Origin of the sequence: Myroides sp., assembly GCF_032073645.1 — a bacterium.
GTDB lineage: Bacteria > Bacteroidota > Bacteroidia > Flavobacteriales > Flavobacteriaceae > Flavobacterium > Flavobacterium odoratimimum.
Genome location: NZ_DAMANB010000001.1, coordinates 326658 through 348368 on the forward strand (window position 1 = coordinate 326658; position 21711 = coordinate 348368).

22 protein-coding genes are annotated in these 21711 nt (G+C 34.4%); 8 read left to right on the top strand and 14 right to left on the bottom strand.

The genetic code is table 11. The features are described from left to right. Positions 1–275 precede the first annotated feature (275 nt). The 5 genes from RT228_RS01540 to RT228_RS01560 all read right to left on the bottom strand — a co-directional run bounded on the left by RT228_RS01540 (position 276) and on the right by RT228_RS01560 (position 6553). A complete protein-coding gene (locus RT228_RS01540; protein ID WP_006257125.1) occupies positions 276–1121 on the bottom strand; it encodes a DUF2911 domain-containing protein in 846 nt (281 codons plus the stop codon). Between the two features lie 244 nt (positions 1122–1365). Next, positions 1366–3351, bottom strand: a complete 1986-nt coding sequence (locus RT228_RS01545) for a protein-disulfide reductase DsbD family protein (RefSeq protein ID WP_006257126.1) — start codon at positions 3349–3351, stop codon at positions 1366–1368. Then, positions 3348–4667 carry a tRNA lysidine(34) synthetase TilS gene (gene tilS, locus RT228_RS01550; protein ID WP_006257127.1) on the bottom strand — a complete coding sequence of 440 codons (1320 nt, stop codon included), beginning with the start codon at positions 4665–4667 and terminating at the stop codon, positions 3348–3350. Before tilS ends, RT228_RS01545 begins: the two co-directional genes overlap by 4 nt. A gap of 176 nt (positions 4668–4843) precedes the next feature. Then, positions 4844–5899: an RluA family pseudouridine synthase gene (locus RT228_RS01555; protein WP_006257128.1), complete on the bottom strand. Its 1056-nt coding sequence runs from the start codon at positions 5897–5899 to the stop codon at positions 4844–4846. Between the two features lie 18 nt (positions 5900–5917). After that, entirely contained in the window at positions 5918–6553 is a 636-nt protein-coding gene (locus RT228_RS01560; protein ID WP_006257129.1) for a PASTA domain-containing protein, read from the bottom strand. 124 nt (positions 6554–6677) lie between these two features. On the opposite strand from RT228_RS01560, the gene RT228_RS01565 reads away from it, so the two are divergent. Both RT228_RS01565 and coaD read left to right on the top strand, forming a co-directional pair. Beyond that, positions 6678–7658 (top strand): D-alanine--D-alanine ligase, encoded by a 981-nt coding sequence (locus RT228_RS01565; RefSeq protein WP_006257130.1) that lies wholly within the window; start codon positions 6678–6680, stop codon positions 7656–7658. An 11-nt stretch (positions 7659–7669) separates the two neighbouring features. Further along, on the top strand, positions 7670–8122 hold the full coding sequence (gene coaD, locus RT228_RS01570; protein ID WP_006257131.1) for a pantetheine-phosphate adenylyltransferase: 453 nt from the start codon (positions 7670–7672) through the stop codon (positions 8120–8122). A 55-nt stretch (positions 8123–8177) separates the two neighbouring features. Here the strand turns inward: coaD and RT228_RS01575 are convergent, their stop codons facing one another. After that, positions 8178–8786, bottom strand: coding sequence for an NUDIX hydrolase (locus RT228_RS01575; protein WP_006257132.1), 609 nt, complete (start codon positions 8784–8786; stop codon positions 8178–8180). Positions 8787–8793: 7 nt separating this feature from the next. Here RT228_RS01575 and pyrE point away from each other — a divergent pair, with 7 nt between their 5' ends. Both pyrE and RT228_RS01585 read left to right on the top strand, forming a co-directional pair. Further along, complete coding sequence (gene pyrE, locus RT228_RS01580) at positions 8794–9435, top strand: orotate phosphoribosyltransferase (RefSeq protein WP_006257133.1); 642 nt, start codon at positions 8794–8796, stop codon at positions 9433–9435. A gap of 23 nt (positions 9436–9458) precedes the next feature. Beyond that, complete coding sequence (locus RT228_RS01585; protein WP_006257134.1) at positions 9459–9851, top strand: hypothetical protein; 393 nt, start codon at positions 9459–9461, stop codon at positions 9849–9851. A 76-nt stretch (positions 9852–9927) separates the two neighbouring features. Here the strand turns inward: RT228_RS01585 and RT228_RS01590 are convergent, their stop codons facing one another. Further along, positions 9928–10680 (bottom strand): hypothetical protein, encoded by a 753-nt coding sequence (locus RT228_RS01590; protein ID WP_006257135.1) that lies wholly within the window; start codon positions 10678–10680, stop codon positions 9928–9930. 767 nt (positions 10681–11447) lie between these two features. Between RT228_RS01590 and RT228_RS01595 the strand changes: the two genes are divergently transcribed. After that, positions 11448–12839, top strand: coding sequence for an RtcB family protein (locus tag RT228_RS01595; protein ID WP_006257136.1), 1392 nt, complete (start codon positions 11448–11450; stop codon positions 12837–12839). 2 nt (positions 12840–12841) lie between these two features. Continuing rightward, a complete protein-coding gene (gene prfH, locus RT228_RS01600) occupies positions 12842–13462 on the top strand; it encodes a peptide chain release factor H (RefSeq protein ID WP_006257137.1) in 621 nt (206 codons plus the stop codon). A 90-nt stretch (positions 13463–13552) separates the two neighbouring features. Here the strand turns inward: prfH and RT228_RS01605 are convergent, their stop codons facing one another. Then, entirely contained in the window at positions 13553–13828 is a 276-nt protein-coding gene (locus RT228_RS01605) for an ATP-dependent Clp protease adaptor ClpS (RefSeq protein ID WP_006257138.1), read from the bottom strand. Between the two features lie 24 nt (positions 13829–13852). Continuing rightward, a complete protein-coding gene (prmA, locus tag RT228_RS01610; RefSeq protein WP_006257139.1) occupies positions 13853–14686 on the bottom strand; it encodes a 50S ribosomal protein L11 methyltransferase in 834 nt (277 codons plus the stop codon). 121 nt (positions 14687–14807) lie between these two features. On the opposite strand from prmA, the gene RT228_RS01615 reads away from it, so the two are divergent. Both RT228_RS01615 and RT228_RS01620 read left to right on the top strand, forming a co-directional pair. Further along, the gene (locus RT228_RS01615; protein ID WP_006257140.1) at positions 14808–16043 is read left to right on the top strand and encodes a porin; all 1236 of its coding nucleotides are present in this window, start codon (positions 14808–14810) and stop codon (positions 16041–16043) included. A gap of 150 nt (positions 16044–16193) precedes the next feature. Beyond that, positions 16194–16673, top strand: a complete 480-nt coding sequence (locus RT228_RS01620) for a hypothetical protein (RefSeq protein WP_006257141.1) — start codon at positions 16194–16196, stop codon at positions 16671–16673. Positions 16674–16752: 79 nt separating this feature from the next. Here RT228_RS01620 and RT228_RS01625 read toward each other — a convergent pair whose 3' ends face one another. From RT228_RS01625 to RT228_RS01645, 5 genes are all read right to left on the bottom strand, one after another. After that, entirely contained in the window at positions 16753–16989 is a 237-nt protein-coding gene (locus tag RT228_RS01625) for a hypothetical protein (RefSeq protein ID WP_006257142.1), read from the bottom strand. 83 nt (positions 16990–17072) lie between these two features. Further along, on the bottom strand, positions 17073–18239 hold the full coding sequence (lysA, locus tag RT228_RS01630; protein ID WP_006257143.1) for a diaminopimelate decarboxylase: 1167 nt from the start codon (positions 18237–18239) through the stop codon (positions 17073–17075). Positions 18240–18251: 12 nt separating this feature from the next. After that, the gene (locus RT228_RS01635) at positions 18252–19571 is read right to left on the bottom strand and encodes an aspartate kinase (RefSeq protein ID WP_006257144.1); all 1320 of its coding nucleotides are present in this window, start codon (positions 19569–19571) and stop codon (positions 18252–18254) included. Between the two features lie 475 nt (positions 19572–20046). Continuing rightward, positions 20047–20508, bottom strand: coding sequence for a hypothetical protein (locus tag RT228_RS01640; RefSeq protein WP_006257145.1), 462 nt, complete (start codon positions 20506–20508; stop codon positions 20047–20049). A gap of 50 nt (positions 20509–20558) precedes the next feature. Next, positions 20559–21386 (bottom strand): siderophore-interacting protein, encoded by an 828-nt coding sequence (locus tag RT228_RS01645; RefSeq protein WP_006257146.1) that lies wholly within the window; start codon positions 21384–21386, stop codon positions 20559–20561. Positions 21387–21711: the final 325 nt, after the last annotated feature.

A 21711-nucleotide genomic window follows, 5' to 3' on the forward strand; every position in this document is an offset into this window, starting at 1 on the left:
TTTGTTGTTTGCCTACGGCATAGGGTAATGGGAATTAGAGATATGGTTAATTGACAGTTCACAATTTCACAACTTCACGGTTTCACAACTTCACAATTTCACGGTTTCACAACTTCACGGTTTCACAAAAGACAACTTCATAGAAACAAAAAAAGATAGCTCATTAGAACTATCTTTTTCTTTATATATTCAGCTATAAGCTTTAAGAAATCAGCTTTTTAAGTACAATCTTAATTCTTAATTCTTAATTCTTAATTCTTAATTCTTAATTAAAATTACTTGCTCCACTCTCTGATAGCGTCTTTATTAATCTTGATATAATCAAGATTATTCGCTTTCTCTGCTAACTCTAATGCCCATTTGGCAGTTTCTACAGCAGCTATTTTATCACCTCCTTTAGCTTGGATCTGTGATTTTAAGCGTACAAAGTAGTAAGGTATTTTCTCTCCTGATTTCTCAATAGCCTTATTTACCCAATCTAGAGCTTTTACAAGGTCTTTATTCGTTAGGTAGTAATATTCTGCCGCTCCGTAATAATCAACGATTGTAGGACCGTCAAATGTCTCCTCAATACTCTGCATTGCCAATTGGTCTGTTGGTACTTTAAAACGAACAGGCACAACTGTCTTCTCCCACATAATCTCTAGGTCTGCGTAGTCTATGTTTACGTTATTCACCGCTACAGTTAATGTCTCAAACTTGCGATCAGAACCAATAGGTTTAACCTTAGTCGATAAAGCTACTTTACTCTCATCCCATTTCTCTGGTAATCCCCAGTTATTCGTATCTGCATAGAATATTACTTCCCATTCTTCTACTTTAGGAATAGTAAATAATGCATACGATCCTTTCTTTAATTTCTTACCACCTATCTCTACATCATTACCAAAAGTAACTACCGTATTCATATTCGCTCCTGTTCTCCACATTCTTCCATAAGGAACTAAATCACCAAATACTAAACGCCCTCTCATATTCGGTCTTGAGTAGTCAATCTTGATATCCGTAAGCCCTACTACTTGATGTGATTCTGCTTTTGTACTTGTAGGTGGAGTGTGAACTTGTGCTTGTGTACACAGTGCAAACAATGCAAATGATAATGCAACTAAACTTCTTTTCATTTTTCTTAGCTTATTTTATACGCTCTAATTAATCATCTAATATTCTGAAGAATACATTCTCTATTAGTGATTAACAAAAGGTACTTAAATTAAATATTGTGTTTTGTTTCCTTATTTCAGAAGGTTATCAAATGTATTAACTTTCTTCTTAAAATTAAATCAAAACACCTTTGTTTTTTTATACCACTACCATAAAAAAAGCCACGTGAACTCACGTGGCTTCTTTAACTATAATTATAAAAACTTATTTCACTTTATTAATTCCGCTTTCTAACCAAGCTTTATACTCAGGTGCGTCTGGCATATAACCAACAGCTTCATTTAAGCGATTACCTTCTTTATCTAATACGATATAGTAAGGCTGTGCATTCGCTTGGTAATGTTTCATTTGGAAATCACTCCATTTATTACCAATTGTTTTTATTTTCTTACCTGTAGTTTCAGAAATATATTGTTCGTTCTCAGGTAACTTCGTCGGATCATCAACATAAAGTGATATTAAAACTATTTCACCTTTTAAAATTGATAACACATTAGGTTCAGACCATACAGAGTCTTCCATTTTACGGCAGTTCACACATGCAAATCCTGTGAAGTCAAGTAAGACTGGTTTGTTTACAGACTTAGCATAAGCCATACCTTTCTCATAATCTGTAAAGGCAATAATATCATGTGCTCCTAGTTTAGCTCCGTCTGGAATAGCAGTAGCTACTCCTCCCGCATTACCACCTTTTCCTCCAACACCATAAGGACTTTCTGAATACGTCATCGGTGGAGGGAAACCTGAGATAATCTTAAGTGGTGCTCCCCATAGTCCTGGTATCATATAAATCGTAAATACAGATACTAATAAAGCCATAAATAATCTTCCTACTGATATACTATCTGCGGGGCTATCATGAGGTAACCTGATCTTTCCTAATAAATATAATGCCCATGCTCCAAAGATAGCAATCCAGATCGCTAAGAAAACTTCTCTTTCTAACCAATGTGCTTGTAATACAAGGTCTGCATTAGACAAGAATTTAAATGCTAAAGCTAACTCTAAGAATCCTAAAGATACTTTCACAGTATTTAACCATCCTCCTGAACGTGGCATAGAGTTTAACCATCCTGGGAACATAGCGAATAACATAAATGGTAATGCTAATGCTAGAGAGAACCCTAACATTCCTACGATAGGTGCTATACCTCCTTTAGATGCTGCTTCTACTAATAGTGTTCCTACGATAGGCCCTGTACATGAGAATGATACTATAGCAAGTGCTAATGCCATAAATAAGATCCCTATGATACCTCCTCTGTCTGCTTGAGAATCTACTTTATTAGCCCATGAGTTAGGTAACATAATCTCGAACGCTCCTAAGAACGATGTAGCGAATATCACTAACAATAAAAAGAAGATAATATTAAAATACACATTCGTAGAAAGTGCGTTTAATGAATCTGCTCCAAATATTGCAGTCACTATCGTTCCTAATACTACATAGATAAGGATGATAGATAATCCATAGATAATTGCATTCTTAATTCCCTTCGCTCTAGTCTTAGACTGTTTAGTAAAGAAACTCACTGTCATTGGAATCATTGGGAATACACATGGTGTAAGTAATGCTGCAAATCCTGATAAGAAGGCTAAGAAGAAAATAGTAAACAAACCTTTTTTCTCTTCTTTAGTATTCCCCGTTGTAGCTACTGTTGTATCCGTTGTATCACTATCCTTTTTAGTATCTACAGCAGTAGTTGCTAAATCTTCGAAGTTCTTTACTTCCTTGGTTTCAAGTGTCTTTAAATCGTAAACAAATAAGTTACTCTGGCTAATACACATTTCATCACATACCTGATAAGCTAATTCTACTTGGATAGTTTCCACAGTAGGATTGGTTATCTTAATGTCTTGAACTAGTTTAGCAGAGTCTACGAAGTAGATTTCATCCACACCAAAGACATCATTAAATGAAGTCTTTGTTTCACTCTCCTTTGCCTTACCCTCTAAAGTATAATTTCCCTCTTGATTATTATAAATAAACTCTAAAGGCAGCGAACCTCCTTCTGGGTTATATTGGGAGTATAAATGCCAGTTCTTTTCTATTACAGCATCCCAAGTAATGGTATATTCTGTATCAGACTTTTTCTCAATTTTAGATTGCCATTTAGCAGGATTAGTAATCTGAGCCTGCACTGATATAAATGACAATAAAAAAAGTAGCAAATAAGCTAATTTTCTCATAGATTAATTTGAATTTTAATAATGTTTGTTGTTGTATCTTTTATCTTAAATCGTTCATCCATTCGACTACCGATAACCCATACAATCTTATTTTCTGAACATAAAAGCCAAGTATTCTCTTTATCAAATAGACTAAACTTCTCGTCTTTAAAAAACTTACTCATTTTCTTTGTTCCCTTCATCCCAAATGGGATAAATCTATCGCCACTTCGATATTTACGTATAGTCAATGGAAAAGTCAATAAATCTCCATCTACATAAATGGTCGAAGCATCACTTGTTAACTGTTTTTCTTCATAAGGTGTTATACTAATCGTTAGTGGTTGGGTTAATGTTTGTTTGTTCTCTAATAAATATATTTGTTCTTTATTCTCTTTTTCTTGTGGAAGAGGTTTTATTATAAACTCTCCTCTATTCTTCAACAGTACATGAGTAGGCGAATAAATCATCTTACCTGATGCTCCATTAATTAAATCTTCGATATCAGACCAAGCCGTAAATCCTAAAGGAGATAACCACTTATACAAATATGCTTTAGGTGAAGAAAGACTTTTTAACTGCTCTAAGTTAATACTTATCTCCTCACCGTCATGTTCTGTAACTACCTGACTGTAATAATATTTACTAGCATCTTCACTCAAATCTACTGACTGCTGTAAATACTCCATTGTCTGTAAAAAAGACTGACAAAAATGTTCATTTGTCTTTTTTAGAAGCGGCAATATATTCCTACGAATTTTATTACGCAAATATTTTGTCTGACTATTTGTTATATCTTCTCTCCAAGTAATCTGATTCTCTTCTGCATAATGAGCGATATCCTCTCTAGTAAATGGCAATATTGGTCTTCTGATGTAGCCATTTCTAGCTGGTATTCCTAATAACCCTTCTATACCCGTACCTCTAGATAAATTAATCAAGAAAGTCTCCATAGAATCATCTAAGTGATGAGCGGTTAATAGATAGGTCTTCTTCTGTTGTGTAGCTAGTTCTCTAAACCAATCATATCGCAATTCTCTAGCTGCAATCTGTATAGACACCTTGTGCTCTGTGGCATATTGTACTGTATCAAACTCTGCAACAAAAACTGGAATGCTTAACTCCTCTCCTAATTGTTCTACAAACTCTTGGTCACCATTACTATCTTCTCCTCTTAAATGGAAGTTACAATGTGCTATCGTTATGTCTAGTCCTAACTTATGACATAAATGCACTAAAACGATACTATCTATCCCTCCACTTACTGCAAGTAATAATGGCTCTTCTAATAACTCTCTGAAGTTATTCTCTATATGTAATTTAAACTGATTAAACATCTTCTAGTAAAGTCAACAAAGTAACTAAAATAATTTAATTACTTTCTCCTTATTTATGTTTTTTTAACCTAGATTAAGACTTTTTCCTTCTTTTTTAAATGATATTTTATAGCAAATAAAATAAAGCAAATAAAAAAAGCCTCATCTAACAATGAGGCTTTGATATCTTAAATTAACTATAATCCATCTACTTTATTTCCAAAATTAGAAGCTTGTGCGTATGTTCTCCATTTTTCAATACATTCTACCATATCTGTAGGTATCTCAGAGTCAAACCTCATTCTTTCTTTAGTTATAGGATGTGTAAATCCTAGTGTTTTAGCATGTAGAGCTTGTCTAGGTAAAACAGCAAAACAATTATCTACAAACTGTTTATATTTGGTAAATGTCGTTCCCTTAAGAATTAAGTTACCTCCATAACGTTCATCGTTAAACAGCGTATGTCCAATATGTTTCATGTGAACACGTATCTGATGTGTACGACCTGTCTCTAGACGACAAGATACTAAAGTAACATATCCTAAGCGCTCAAGTACTTTATAATGCGTCACAGCCCATTTCCCCATACTCTCATCATCAAAGGCAGCCATCTGCATTCTATCTTTGACGTGACGGCCGATATAGCTCTCTATCGTACCTTCATCTTCTTCTACATTCCCCCATACCATAGCGACATACTCACGCTCAGATGTCTTTTCTGCAAATTGCTTTTGCAGTTCGGTCATTGCCCATTCTGTCTTTGCTACTACTAACAGACCACTAGTATCTTTATCAATACGGTGGACTAATCCTGGTCTTTCACTACTATTTAGGGGTAAATTCTCAAAGTGATATGCTAAAGCATTTACTAGAGTTCCTGTATAGTTACCATGTCCTGGGTGTACTACTAGTCCTGCTGGTTTATTCACTACTAATAATGAATCATCTTCATATACTATATCAAGAGGAATATTCTCTGGTATAATGATATTTTCGAATGGTGGTTGTTTCATCAACACACGCACCACATCATTAGCTTTTACTTTGTGATTTGATTTTACAGGTATATCATTCACGAATATATTTCCATTAGTAGCTGCTTGTTGTATTTTATTACGTGTAGCATTCTCTACTAAGTTCATTAAAAACTTATCCACTCTTAAAGGAGCTTGTCCTTTCCCTGCTTCAAATCTATAATGCTCAAATAACTCACCTTCTAAGTCATCGAACATTTCTACATTATCTTCTTGCATTAATCTTATTTAAATCTTTTAAAAATCAAATTCACTAGAATTACTAGAATTGCCATTCGCATCTTCGATAGCTGGCGCTACGTCAAGCTCTTCTTCTGAGTAACCCGCTCTACCATCTCCTAAAACAAAGTCAATTCTAGAGTCTTTTGCTATTTTGTCCCCTTCATTTAAGACTTTACCTTTTTGATAAACTTTAAGCACAACATCCTTTCCAATGAAAGTCTGGTATGTAATAGTTCCTTCTTTTAAACCTAATGACTTAATAGTCGCTAAGGCCTGACGGTAAGTTAATTCTTCAAGCTTTGGCAATTTTACATTACCATAACCCGATGCATTAATCTTCACATATATCTTTCTATTCGTTTTTACACCCGTCTTCGGAGCAGGGTCTTGCTCCACAATACTTAACGGAGGAAAGTCTTTATCATAATCAAGTGTATCTAATACAACCATGTTCAACTCATTCTTCTGCAACAGTTGTAACGCTTGATCAGTATCTAACTTAATTAAACTTGGTACTTCTATCTTTTCTCCATGATTAGTCGTATGTGCCAACCACTTAAGCGCTAAGAACACACCTAGTATAACGATTACGACTGCACTCGCTAAGGAAATAAAAAAGGCTCTACTTTTTAGAAAATCCATTAATTTCATATCTACTTATTTTGAGCAAAGATATAAAATCGAAAACATTTTTTGTTTCTATGTTTTATTATAAATTTGTTTTGAACAAATACAAACTAGTAATTCATACTAACGTATTAAAATTTAGCTCTATATGAAGCACGTAGCAGTAATTATGGGGGGATATTCTAGTGAATACAAAATCTCACTAACTAGTGGTAAGGTAGTATGTGAAACACTAGACCGCTCTAAGTATATTCCTTACCCTATACATATCTTTGAAAACAAATGGGTATATGTAGATGATAACGGAGAAGAATTCCCTATCGATAAAAATGATTTTTCAGTAAACTACAAAGGAAATAAAATCACTTTTGACGTTGTATTTAACGCTATACACGGTACTCCTGGAGAAGATGGTTTAATGCAAGCTTACTTTTCTCTTATTGGAATGCCTCATACCTCATGTGACTATTACCAAGCTGCTTTAACGATGAATAAAAGAGATATGCTTTCTGTCTTAAAACCTTTCGGTATTAAAACAGCAATCTCTTATTACCTTAATGAAGGAGATGTGATCAATACTGAAGAAATTATTCAACGTGTTGGATTACCTTGTTTTGTAAAACCAAATAAATCTGGTTCTAGTTTTGGTATATCTAAAGCAAAAACTACAGAAGAATTACTTACTGCCATAGACGTAGCTTATAAAGAAGATAACGAGATTATAATCGAAAGTTTTTTAAATGGTACTGAGGTATCTGTTGGGGTTATTGACTATCAAGGAGAGATAAAAGTACTACCTATGACAGAGATAGTTTCTGAAAACGATTTCTTTGACTACGAAGCAAAATACTTAGGTAAATCTCAAGAGATAACTCCTGCTAGAATAGATGATAAAGTTAAAGATAAAGTAGCAGATATAGCTAGTAGAGTCTATACAATTTTAAATATGCAAGGCTTCTCTCGCAGTGAATTCATCATAGTGGATGGAGTTCCATTTTTATTAGAAATGAATACTGTACCAGGTTTAACGAACGAAAGTATTCTACCACAACAAGCAAAAGCGGCTAATATTGCCCTAGCTGACTTGTTTGACAATGCAATTGTTTTAGCTTTGCAGAAAGCAAATTAATTTTAGATACCATGAGAAGAGCAGTTTTACCAGGTTCTTTTGACCCTATTACAAATGGCCACTATGATATTATCCAAAGAGCATTACCTCTATTTGATGAGATTATTGTTGCTATCGGAGTAAACTCAGATAAAAAATATATGTTTTCACTAGAAGACAGAAAGCGTTTTATAGAAGAGACATTTAAAGATGAGCCTAAAATTAAAGTAGCTACTTACGAAGGACTAACCACAGACTTCTGCTTTAAGGTAGAGGCGCAGTTTATTCTTAGAGGACTAAGAAATCCAGCTGACTTCGAGTTTGAAAAAGCAATTGCACATACAAACCGTTTCTTGACAAAAATAGAAACTGTCTTTTTACTAACAGCAGCGAGTACTTCATTTATTAGCTCTAGTATAGTGAGAGATGTTATCCGTAATAAAGGAGACTATTCTAAACTAGTCCCTCCTACTGTAAAATTCTAATCCAATATAGAATCTAAAAAAGCCTATCTAAATCGATTTAGATAGGCTTTTTAAATTATTCATCTTTTAATATTCCTAGTTCATCTATAAGCAACTTAATATTCTCATAAGAGTTATTCATTGCCTCTCGGATTTGTTCTTTATTTAACCATGCTACTTGTTCTATATCTTCTTCTATCTGACCTACTAATGGTCCGTCAAAAGTAGAAGTCATTTTATACCAAGTAGTAATTTTCAATCTATACTTACCATTTCTTTTAAAGATATGATACGTTTTAGGCAATTTACGCACTATCTTAAGTTTAGACACACCTGTTTCTTCCTCTACCTCTCGTATAGCTGTTTCCTCCATTTCTTCTCCTTTCTCAATTCCTCCTTTAGGTAAGTCCCACTTACCACCTCTAAGAATAAAAAGAATTTCTCCCTTTGGATTAAACACAACTCCACCTCCTGCTTTCTGTACTGGTATCTTTTCTTTTATCTTCTTTAAGATCTCTTTTTCATCTGGATGATATAAAAAAGCCTTCTCAATTTTATTTTGAAAATATTTAATGATAATTTTGTCAATATCGACACTATCTAATAAGAACAGTTGAAAATCGGTTTCTTTCTCGATTTTATCTGTTAAGAACAATGGTTTGTCGTTTACAAAAACTTTATACATTTGTATTATGATTTTTAATAAAGAAACAGCACACAAAACTGCCGAGTCACTTCTGCAAATTAACGCAATTAAATTAAATCCTAAAAATCCTTTTACTTGGGCTTCAGGATGGAAATCACCTATTTATTGCGATAACCGTATCACATTGTCTTATCCAGAGATTAGAAAGTTCTTACAAAAAGAATTTGCTGAGAACATCGTAGCTAAATATGGCAAACCAGATGTAATCGCAGGAGTAGCTACAGGAGCTATCGGTATAGGCCTTCTAGTAGCAGAAGCTTTAGAACTGCCTTTTGTATATGTACGTCCTGAACCTAAAAAACACGGAAGACAAAATCAAATCGAAGGACAATTAGAAGCTGGTAAATCAGTTATTGTTATCGAAGATCTTATCAGTACTGGTAAAAGTAGCTTACAAGCCGTTGACGCACTAAAAGAGAACGGAGCTAATATCCTAGGTATGGCTGCTATCTTTACTTATGAATTCCAAGTAGCTGAAGACAACTTCAAAAATGCTGGAATAGAACTAACTACACTAAGTAACTACTCTTCTTTATTAGAAAATGCAGTAAATCAAAAATATATTTCAGATAGTGATCTAGACACACTACAAGAGTGGAGAAAGAACCCTGCTGAATGGAATCAATAATAATATCCTAAATACTAGAATATATGAATTTAGAAAGTCAAAAAGTAACTGTTGCTAAATCAGCAGAATATATCTTCAACGCTTTGACAGACGTTAAGAACTTTGAAAAACTAATGCCTGAGTCAATTGCTAAGTTTGAAGTTACAGGAGATGATTCTTTTATCTTTGCATTAAAAGGAATGCCAGAGATTAAATTAAAACAAAAAGATCAAACTCCTCACTCTAAAGTTGTTTTAGGTGCTGCTAGTGATAAACTTCCTTTTACATTAACAGGAAATATTACTGAAGTAGATGCTAATAACTCTGAGATACAACTTCAATTCGAAGGTAGTTTTAACCCAATGATGGCAATGATGGTAAAAGGTCCTATTGGTAAATTCATTGAAGCTTTAGCTGGAAATATGAATAAATTATAATACAAAAAAAGAGGAATTTACACTTAGTAAATTCCTCTTTTTATTTTTAGATGTTCAAAATAGAATCTTTATGCTCTTATTTGAACTCCACTTTATATTCTAACACTTTAGGATTAGCTATAATATCAGACATAGAGAATCTCTTTTCAAAAGATTTACCATCTTTACTGATTACGGCATCTTCATAAGATACAGACTTAATCTTCTTGTCAAAACTTGTTTTTAGAACATAAGTAAACATCGCTTCCATTCCTCCCATCTCATTCGATTTCTTAGCTTCTTCAGTATCTTTTACACTAACCTTTCTTTCGAATTGTTTACTGTCTAGGCTATACTTACTCTCCACTAATAAAGGAGGTTGTTTCTTCCCATTTTGCTTCTTATCTAGCTCACTTGTTTTATCTGTTATCTTATTGATATTTATAAGTGATTGATTCAAGTCTGCCATATCTTTTGCAATTACTTTTAAATTAAAATCAGCTAAAGAGTCTTTCATATTAATCATAAAGCGTACATTCTTAGTATTGTCAAATAACTCTTTGTTTGCTTTAATAATACTATCTTTCTTCTGCTCTCCATTCTTTTCTTTTAACATAGCGAAATCAAGTATCTGATCTATGCTTAATTCCTGTCCGCTAATCAATTCTAACTTCTCGGCATCTCCTTTAAAAATAGCATTCTTATCAGGCACATTTTGTAACAACTCTTTAAAGTCCATCTTAAAGGTGTAATCTACCGCCCCGTTATCTTTTACGTACATTTCTTCCTTCGTCACACATGACTGAAGTGATAAGCTCAATCCTAGAAGGAATAAATAAATCTTTTTCATTTGTTTTATTTTTTTTGTGATACACAAAGGTAAACTTTTAAATCACTGATAAAATATGACCATACAAAAAACAGCAATAAATCATAATGACTTATTGCTGTCTTAAATAAAATTATACTATTAATTTTAAGCGTTTTTTAATTTCTTATAGAATAGACTATTTTACTGTCTTAGGATCCTTTGTATTCTTAAGTCCTCTATTAATTATTAAGTGAGGATAGAACTGATCTATTCCTTCTCCTGCTTTTATAAAATTCAAAGTAATCGCTGCTGATCTTGATTGATACTTTTCAAAATAAAACTAAATTAACAACCTATCTTAAAACCATTTACACAAAAAACACAGTATCAGCTGCTCCCTCCCAAGTTTAGGATATTAGTATCTAAATACCTTATAAATATTTTATTTACAAAATATTTTTTCTCTTTTCCCTTGCACAATTCAAATCTTTTATACAATCTTTGCACTGAAAATAAAGTTTAACAATTAAAAACGAAGAAAAAATGTTTGTACTAAATTATACTTCTACATCATTCGCATCAGCAGAGATTGCTGGGGTGTATCTTCGTGCTACTTTTATTTAGAATATCTAATTTTATATATAAATGAAAAGCCCGAAGATTTAAATTCGGGCTTTTTTGTGTTTATTCCGGACCCTTAACGTCATTAAAACCCGAATTGACTGATAGATGCTAAAGATCATCAGTAAAAAACAAATCAATTGTGAACTAACAATTGAGCATTTAGTCAATTTAAATTTTACATCATGGGAAGGAAACTTTCTGGGAGAGACTTTATTAAAATAGGCTTTCCTCAAAACAATACAATAAACATCGCCTTAGGGCAAGTAAATAGATATAAGAAAAAAGAGAATAAAAACAACATACTTGAAGAAGCTAAGCTTGTCCTAAAGAACCCTGATTCTTACATAGGAGACGGTATCTGGGGCAAAGTAGCAGAGAGTATGATAAAGCAAGTGGAAGTCAAAAAGCATCAACTGAATACCAATAGAGTACCATTCTCTATTTATGGAGAAGATGCCATTGACGAACAGACGAAATACCAACTGTTCACTGCTTTAAAATTACCTGTGGCAGTACAGGGGGCATTAATGCCTGACGCTCATTACGGATATGGTTTACCTATCGGAGGAGTATTAGCTACTGATAATGCCGTTATTCCTTATGGAGTAGGTGTAGATATAGGATGTCGTATGAGTATGTCAGTCTTTAATCTACCTGCCAGCTTCCTAAAAGGGAAAGACCATATGTTGTTAAACATATTATCAGAACACACCAAGTTCGGTATGTATGACACACATAAAGTCAAAGCTGATCATGAAGTATTCAGCAGAGAAGAGTTTAAAAATATTCCTTTTGTAAAAGGCTTATTAGATAAAGCGTACAAACAATTAGGAACATCAGGTAGTGGTAACCACTTCGTAGAGTTTGGTATCGTTCGATTAACGGAGACTAAACCTGAGTGGAGATTAGAACCTGGAGAATATATCGCAGTTCTTTCACATAGTGGATCAAGAGGTCTTGGAGCTAATATCGCTAAGCACTACACATATTTAGCAACTAAACAATGCCCTCTACCAAGCAATGCACAACATTTAGCTTGGTTAGACCTCAACACACATGATGGGCAAGAGTATTGGTTAGCCATGAATCTTGCAGGAGATTACGCAAAGGCATGTCACGATGATATACACCGTCGCATTGCTAAAGCATTAGGTAAGCAGATAGCTTTCACTATCGAAAACCATCATAACTTCGCTTGGAAAGAAGTGATTAATAACAAAGAATTAATTGTTCACCGCAAAGGAGCTACTCCTGCTGCAGAAGGACAATTAGGAATAGTCCCGGGATCGATGACTACTAATGGCTATATAGTCGAAGGTCTGGGAAATGCAGAGAGCTTAAATTCTGCCTCTCATGGAGCAGGACGCCTACACTCACGCGCGGCATGTAAACAGAAGTTTACCAAGAGTGAGATTAAGAAAGAGCTTAGCTCTACAGGTGTTCAACTTATCGGAGGTAGCGTAGATGAAGCCCCAATGGCTTATAAAGACATCAATGCAGTGATGCAAGCTCAAAGCGAATTAGTAAAAGTATTGGGAAGCTTTACCCCTAAATTTGTAAGAATGGATAAGTAATTATGGCAACAGTTATTCAGATTACATCAGGTAGAGGCCCCCAAGAGTGTGATTTTGCCGTTAAGAAGATCGCACAACTTTTTATAGACGACGCAGTCAAATCCAATATTAAAGTTGATCCAATACAGGATGAAGCCGACGCACATGGCGCGTCGGTCTTTATCCAAATCGTCGAAACGTCTAAAGAAGTTGATACTTTTTTGAGAACTTGGTTAGGTACAATACAGTGGATTTGCGAAAGTCCCTTTAGACCTAAACACAAAAGAAAGAATTGGTACATCGGTATTTTTGAAAGCACTAAAGCAAGTGATCCTGCGATTCTTGACTGCGATATTCAATATCAAGCTGTACGTAGTTCTGGAGCTGGCGGACAGAATGTCAATAAAGTTAGCTCAGCTGTGAGAGCTACTCATCTGCCTACAGGTATTACTGTACTAGCAATGGATAGTAGATCTCAGCACCAAAACAAAAAATTAGCCACCGAAAGAATACTAGATAAACTTCAGAATATGGCATTAAATGAAGTCAAACTAGAAGAAAAGAATACGTGGCTAAACCAAACGAAAGTAGAAAGGGGTAACCCTACTCGAACTTTCATTGGCATAAAATTTAGAGAGAAATAATCACAAAAAAGGCTACTCATATGATATGAGTAGCCTTTTTATATTTTCTACAGTACCTCAGTCCTGTTACACTTCTATACCTTATAATTATTAGATAATTTCAGCACTTAAACCTGCATCTAATAATTGTAAACACTGAGACTTAAGTTTCTTAAACTCCCCAGTTTTAACCGTACATTTACCTGTATAATGTACTAATACAGCACATTGTTCTGCTTGTTCAGATGTATGATCACACACGCGAATAAGCGTATCGATGACATGATCAAAAGTATTTACATCGTCATTATACAAAACAATTTCACTGTTTCCATTCAGTAATTCAGATACATCTACATTTTCCTGAATTTGCTCTTGTGTACTCATAATATATTATATAGTAATGAAATTTTATCCTTTTATAAACTTCAAAGATACCCAATTATTCTTTTCTAAAGAACTTTCAAAAACTAAACCAATCTTTTCTGCACAATTTTTAATCGCTGTAATATCTTCTGTATAGAATCCACTGAAGTAAATCTCACCTCCTTGATATAAACTAGCAATATACTTGTCCATATCATTTAATAGGATGTTTCTGTTGATATTAGCTAAGATTACATTGTACTTAGGCTCTTTACTAATGATAGAAGCATCTCCTTCGAATACCTCTACGTTAGCACAGTTATTTCTCTCAGCATTCTCTATAGAGTTAAGATAACACCAGTTGTCAATATCGATAGCATCTACGTGCTTAGCTCCGCGCATAGCAGCAAGTATCGCTAAGATAGCCGTACCACATCCCATATCTAGCACTACCTTATCTTGCATATCATTATTTAATATTTGGCGAATCATCATAAAGGTAGTCTCGTGATGTCCTGTACCGAAGCTCATCTTTGGTTCTATAACGATATCATACTGAGCACTTGTCTTCTCGTGAAATGGTGCTCTAACATAACATATACCATCTACATCGATTGGGTCAAAGTTCTTTTCCCACTCCTCATTCCAGTTTACTTGAGCTATTTCCTCTTTTCTATAAGTAATTGTAAACTGTTCTGACTGTAAAATAAAAACATCTTCTAAAATATCCTCTGTCCACAAATCTTTTTGAACATAAGCACTAACACCTGTTGCTGTCTCTTCAAAACTCTCAAATGCCTTTTCTCCTAACTCCGCAATCAGTATTTCTGTACCAAGTTCTCTTGGTTCTACATTAAAATGATAACCTATATATACCATAATTTCTTATTAAATCTATTTCCTTAACCTTTTGGTAACACTATCTTTACATTGAAGTAACAACATAAGTATTCCTATTGCAAAACTAATGTTATTTTTGCACAAATAAATACAACACACTATGAAAAAGCTTTTACAATGTCTTTTTTTGCTTTGTCCAATGCTGACAATGGCACAGGAAATTAAGCATGAAACCACTAGTAATGAATTAAAATTAGAACAACTACCATACTATAGTTATGGTAAAGGACTAGGAATGACTTCTGCAGACAGTATCTTCCAGTTAAATATCCGATTCAGAATGCAGAACAGATTAACCTTCAATGAAAACGATGGTGAGAAAAACACCTATGAAGGAGAAATCAGAAGATTGCGTCTAAGACTTGACGGTTTCGTAGGTAGCCCTAAGTTCTTATATGTAATTCAGCTTTCATTCGCTCCTAAAGATTTAGGGACAACCAAAGAGAATGAACCTATTAATATCATCCGTGATGCTGCCTTAACATATCGTCCTAACGAAAACTGGAACTTTATCTTCGGACAGACTAAACTACCTGGTAACAGACAGCGTATTAACTCATCAGGAGCACTACAGTTAACAGATCGTTCTATTAACAACTCTAAGTTCAACATCGATCGTGACTTCGGTATACAAGCCTATTACTTACGTGAGAAGAAGAATGAGTTCGGATATAATATTAAAACTGCGGTATCTACAGGTAGAGGTCGTAACTTCTCAGGGAGCGAAAGCGATAGCTATGCATTAACAGGTAGAGTAGAGTTATTCCCTTTAGGTAGTTTCTCTAAGAATGGTGCATTCTTTGAAGGTGACTTAGCTAGAGAAGCAACACCTAAATTAATGTTGTCAGGTACCTTCCATCGCAATAATAATGCAATGAAATCACAAGGTCAAACAGGGAATAAACTAGGAGAAGCAAAGTCATTCAACTCATTAATGCTAGACGGTATCGTTAAATATAATGGATGGGCTGGTATGGTATCTTATATGAACAGAACCTTAGACGATGCATTATCATTAAACAATCTTGAAGATCCTACAGCTGGGTATAACTATATCTTTGCTGGTCAAGGAATGGACTACCAGCTAAGTTATATCTTCCCTAGTAACTATGAGATCATAGGACGAGTATCTACTCAAACTATGAAAGACCAATTACATAAAAACACAGACTTCAATTTACCAAATACAACACAGTTTTCACTAGGAGCAAACAAATACCTTTGGGAACATACTTTTAAGTTACAAGCTGAGTTAACGTATGATAAACAAAAGTTCTACCAAGGCCCTACGAAGAACAATTGGTATTTTAGACTACAGTTTGAAATAGGAATATAATAAAAAAAACGTCAATAAATTATTATTATCAAAAATACAACCCCTAAATAATTAACTATTATTTAGTAATTTATCAAACCTACTATAACCAAACTTTAAGTTCTTATTGTTTACTTTTGAAACATAATTCAAAGCTAAAATTAAATAAGTATGAAAAAGATTATCGTTGTAGTAGGTTTTATTTTTGCTTTCATTTCTATGGGTTGTGGAAATAATAGTGCTACTGCAGGCAATGCTCCTGTAGATCAACCGAATTTATTGACTTCTATGACAGCAGAAGATAGAGAGTTTAGAATAATCGAACAGAGTGAAATCAACACTCTGAATAAGACTATTATAGAGCAGAATTTAAACTCTATCGAAAAGATCATGCAAGAATATGCACCTGAAGATATGGCTGCAGAAGGCAATTACACTTATATCATCACGAAGGCAACGACAACAGATCCTAATAAATTCACCCTTTCTTTATTAGAAGATGGTATCAACGATGATTCGTTAAAAGCTTTGAAAGTAATCATGACTGTAGAGAAAAAGAAAGACACTTTTAGAGTACTTGGTATTAAAGAAAGCTACCAATGCTGGAAAGACAGAGGTCACCAAGACTGGGGAGCTGATTACTGCTTATAATATATAGACACACATTACCTCAGATAACTATAATAAAAAAGTCATACTAGTAGTATGACTTTTTTTTGTATTATTTAGCTTATTCAGCTTGCTCTGCTTGAGGCTCATCTTCTTTTCTTCCAATATTCATATTTGGGAATTTTTGTTGAATAGATTTCAAAGCGAACTCATTGATTTCATTCATTGCTTCTGGTGAAGGCAATTTCATTGTTTCTGCATTGTGCTTTAAAACTTCTTCTAATAAAATCTGTGTTCTTAATAATTGAAAATTTAAATCAATTATTTCTCCTGCTACATCAATGTCTCCTAATGTCATTATTACTCTTTTTTAAATTTATAACTTTCTATTGTTCGAACTCAAATTTAACAAACTATTCTTAATATGAAACTATTTTAATGTTATTCTTTGAAAAAATATTCTAACTCTTGTCTCAAGTTATAACGCGATGACATTACCTCTCCATAAGCTCCTGCAGAACGAATAGCAATTAGATCACCTCTTTTTAATTTTGGAAGTAAAACATCTTTGCCAAAACAGTCACTACTCTCACAGATCGGCCCTACTACATCATACTTCACTTCTGTTTCGTTAGTCACCTCATCCGCATATTTATCAGATAGCAATTCTACCTTGTGATACGCTTGGTACAAGGCAGGTCTTAATAACTCTGTCATACCTGCATCTAGAATAGCAAAGTTCTTCTTTAGTCCTTCCTTTATATATAACACTCTACTGATTAGAGTCCCACTATTCGCAATGATAGAACGCCCTAGTTCAAAGTGAATTTGTTGATGTGGTCTCACGTCTAAAAACTCGTGGAATAAATAAAAGAAATTAGAAAAGTTAACAATAGCTTCTTCATCAGGTTCGCTGTAATTAATCCCTAATCCTCCACCTAAGTTTAACACAGGTACATCATGTCCTCTCTCATAGAACCAAGTATTCCACTCATTTACTTTTAGACATAGACGTTTGAACACATTCAGGTCTGTGATCTGCGATCCCACATGGAAGTGCAATCCTATTAATTCTAAATATTCATTCTTATTGATGATCTCGATACAGTTCATTAACTCATGCATCATAATACCAAACTTATTCTCATCTAATCCTGTAGTGATATAGTGATGCGTCTTTGCATCGACATTAGGGTTTATACGCAAAGCGATACGCCCTTTTAGCTGATGCTTAGTAGCCAAATTACCTATCACTTGTAGCTCTTGTACAGACTCTACATTAAACGACATAATCTGATTCTCTAACCCGATTAATATCTCTCTGTCTGTCTTACCTACTCCTGCGAACACGATATCTGATGGAGAGAAGCCTTCCGCTATAGAGCGCTCTATCTCTAGCCCACTCACACAGTCTGCACCGAAGCCGTGAGCACTAATCTCTCTTAAGATACGCGGATTATTATTAGCCTTTATAGCATAGTGAATATGATAACCAAAACGATCTGCTGCACTCTTAGCGACAGATAGTGTTTCTCTTAAAAGTGGTAAATCGTAGTAATATAAAGGAGTCTCTACTCCTTCTAATTCTTGTATTATCTCTCTTGTCATCCTATTCCTTGTTTAAAATAATCTACTGTGTAATGATCTCAATGCTTCTAACTTCTGACTAGCTGGAACTAAAATAGAAATATTATGCTCACTTCCACCATACGATATCATACGGATAGGCAAGTGCTTCACTGCTTCAGAGACGATAGTAGCATGCCCTAATTTATTATTTCTAAAATCTCCTACGATACAGATGATAGCCTGATCTGTATCTACCTCTACATGACCGAAGAAGTTTAGCTCTTCTATAATCTCTTTTAGATACTGCGTATTATCTATGGTTAGTGATACAGCTACCTCAGAAGTAGTGATCATATCTATTGGTGTTTTATATCTTTCGAATACTTCGAATACTCTTCTTAAAAATCCGTATGCTAATAACATACGCGAAGAGTGAATACGTATAGCCGTGATACCATCCTTAGCCGCTATCGCCACGATCTGATCATCGTTCTGACAGTTATCTGAGATTAAAGTACCTGGTGCACTTAACTCCATCGTATCTAATAATCGCACAGGCACATTAAATCTCTTCGCAGGGAATACACTCTGTGGGTGTAAAATCTTTGCTCCAAAATAAGCCAACTCTGCTGCCTCATCAAAGCTCAGATTAGCAATAGGCTTGGTATTCGGTACATAACGAGGATCGTTATTATGGAATCCATCTATATCTGTCCAGATCTGTATCTCTTCTGCTTGTAACACTGCCCCTATTAGAGAAGCTGTATAGTCAGACCCACCTCTTCTTAGGTTGTCAATCTCCCCAAAAGCATTGCGACAGATATACCCTTGTGTAATAAATAAGGTATCCTTAGGGTACTGTGCTAATAGAGTACTTGCTTGAGTACGGATATAGTCAAGATTAGGTTCTTGTTCTTCATCGATACGCATAAAATCAAGTGCTGGAAGTAATACAGAGCTTACCCCAATCTCTTTTAAGTAAAAGTGAAATAGCGTAGTAGATAGTAACTCTCCTTGTGCTAATGCTATTCTTTCTTCTATGGCAGTAAATAGATCATTGCTAAAAGACTCTAACAAATTAAAGTGGTGATCTATTACTTCTGTCGCCATCCGCAGACCCTCCTCTGTTTTAAATAATTGCTTTATGAAAGTTTTATAAGTAGCATATAGGTTATCGATTTGTTTCTTTGCATCCTCCTTTTTGCCATTAGTATACGCTTCTGCTATTCCTACTAAGGCATTAGTAGTACCTGACACAGCAGATAAGACTACTAAATGACGATCGCTTTGCTGCGAATGAATAATCGGCAACAACTGTTGCATCCTTTCTGGGCTTCCTACTGAAGTACCTCCAAATTTTAAAACTTTCATATAAAATTAATTTGTTATTAAATGTATTCTCTTTACTCAGATCAAAAACTATACTATTCTGTAATACCCTCTGACCATAAACCAAAAAAAGGGGCTTGTCGTGATGACAAGCCCCTTTAGTATATCTTTAATTCATATCCATAGGAAAGCTGCTCACGACGTCGGACGTAAGTACTGTTTCTTTCCCTTCTTTATAATTGATATAAACATTTTCTTCATTGATTTGGGACAAATATAAACACTTTATTTAATAACCAATACTTTAAAACAACTTTTTTAAATAAACTGTAAAGCTTAATCACCTCTGTTTTAAAAAATCTTACCATAATATCTCTTCTCTATTCTCATATAAGAGATAACTAAAAAGAATAACCTTACTCTTAGTTAATAAAGTAGTGTCCTCTTTAAAACAAAAAAAAGAGACAATACAATAATATCGTATCATCTCTTTTTGTTCAATTTATGGAAAACTATTTTATTTCTTCACTAATATATAATCTCCAGATTCATGCTCATTCACCACATCTCCTTCACTATCTAGAAAGTATAATTTGCCTTCTTTTACTAAGAACGCATGTGCAGCACTATACTCATCTTCTCTCAGGTACAGTCTATCCTGCTCTAGCTCCCACTCTCCTTCTTCATGATGTGTACCTGTAGAGCTAATGACTCTATAGACATACTTATTACCTTCTTTGATCTGAGCAGATACTTGGAGTATCTCCATATCTTCTCCTTCTTCTGTCCAAGGAAACTTTCCTTCATAAGTACCATATATGACCTCCTTCTCCTCTACTTCTTCTTCAGTAGGAGTTATACTACTTTGTTCTGATGGAGTAGGCACTTCTGTAGTTTGCTCTACTTCTTTACTATCCTTACACTGTGAGAAAAACACGCCTAATAAAGAAAGTAATATTACCACAACACTTCTTTTCATCATTCTATTTTTTAAGACAACAAAGATGAAGTATTTCTATCAAAAATTGATTATTCTAGGCTCGCTTTTTCAGCTCTACGGTCAGCTTCAGAAGCAGACTCTGCCTTACCAAACTTCCAATAAGAATAAGCGTACAACTCATCCTTAGTCCAGTTTAATTCTTTTCGAAGGTAGTTTCTCAATTCTTTTACTGTATCAAACTCAGCCGCTACATATCCGAACTTAGACATCTCATCACTGTGCTCTGTTATGATTTCTTTTGCTCTCTTCGCTAATTCAGAGTTTTGCCCAGAAGTAGGGTTGATCAGCCATTCTATTTTAGACTCTGCATGAGTAGGTAATTCTTGTATATCCTCTGCACTTTCTACCTCTATCACAGCATTCACTCTAGCATCTACAGGTAGAGACTCTAATATAGCTCCTAATACTGGTATAGCTGTACCATCTCCTACTAGTATATACCATGCTGCCTCTGGATATAACTCACTAGGATCACATCCCATAGCTACACCTAGCGGATCACCGATCTCTGCATTAATAGCCCAGTTAGAAGCTGGCCCTTCATCACCATGTGCTACGAAATCTATGTATAACTCATTCTTTTCTAAATCTATCCCTCTATGTGTATAAGTACGTACATAAGGTTTGATTGATTCCTCTTGAGGCTTCCATGCCCCTTTCTCGAAGTCAAACTCTGGTAAGTGTACCTCAGCACATCCTTCTGGAGCGATAAATATCTTATTATTTACCCCTATCGTTGTATTCTTAAAATCTGCTACATCATTACCACTTAATGTAATACGTATATAATGTGGCGTGATATACTCTCTATTCTTTAATGTAAATACTTTGCGCTGTATGTTACCTTTCTTTGCCATATTGTTGTTTTATTCTTTGGTTCTATTTCTTTAAATCACACAAATATAGCTTTTTTATTTAGATTCAATATAAACAACTAGTTAAATCAGTATTTTATCCAATACTAACCACTTATTGTCCAATTCGTTCTAATATGGAAGTACTAGCAGTATCCTCCTATTATTACTTACCTCAGTATATACGCTAACTCTCCTTCTAATCTGTTCTTCTTTTTCTCTATCACTATCCTTAATGACATTACTATACTACCTTATAATTACTTCTATTTTCCATTTCGTATCCTTTATATAATCCTTAGAGGAGAATACTTGGATATTAAAAGAT